Raw genomic sequence first — 358 nt, 5'->3', positions numbered from 1 at the left:
TTTAACCGAATGACATAAATGCCTTTTTTGTGTCGATAGCGACCTAGGAGCTTGGAGGAAATGGGTGGATGAATGGTCAAGTTGTTGCCCTGACGATTCATAAAATGTATGTGTGTTTAAAAATGATAAAAAACTACAGCTCTAAGTTAGCAAAAAAAGCCGTTAGATCAATTGGATCGGTGCCTGTCGTGGTAATTTTAAATAATTGCAATTGACAAGCGTCGTTGTATCGAATCAAAAGATTCATTGTTTTGAGCTGTTCGATAATAAAGTCTTGGATATTGATGGTGCCAACCTGTTTTTGAACCAATTTTTGGACAACAGCAGGCAATTGCTCCAGCTGGAGATAAAATAAGTC

1 protein-coding gene is annotated in these 358 nt (G+C 37.4%); it reads right to left on the bottom strand.

Annotated features, from left to right (window positions below; genetic code table 11):
* Positions 1-133 precede the first annotated feature (133 nt).
* The coding region (locus CG11_RS30660) for a hypothetical protein (protein WP_197043985.1) at positions 134-358 on the bottom strand (225 nt) is incomplete at its 5' end.

This window comes from Aureispira sp. CCB-QB1 (assembly GCF_000724545.1).
Lineage (GTDB): Bacteria > Bacteroidota > Bacteroidia > Chitinophagales > Saprospiraceae > Aureispira.
The sequence above is the reverse complement of the archived record's forward strand: the minus strand, read 5'-3'. Positions and strand labels throughout refer to the sequence as shown.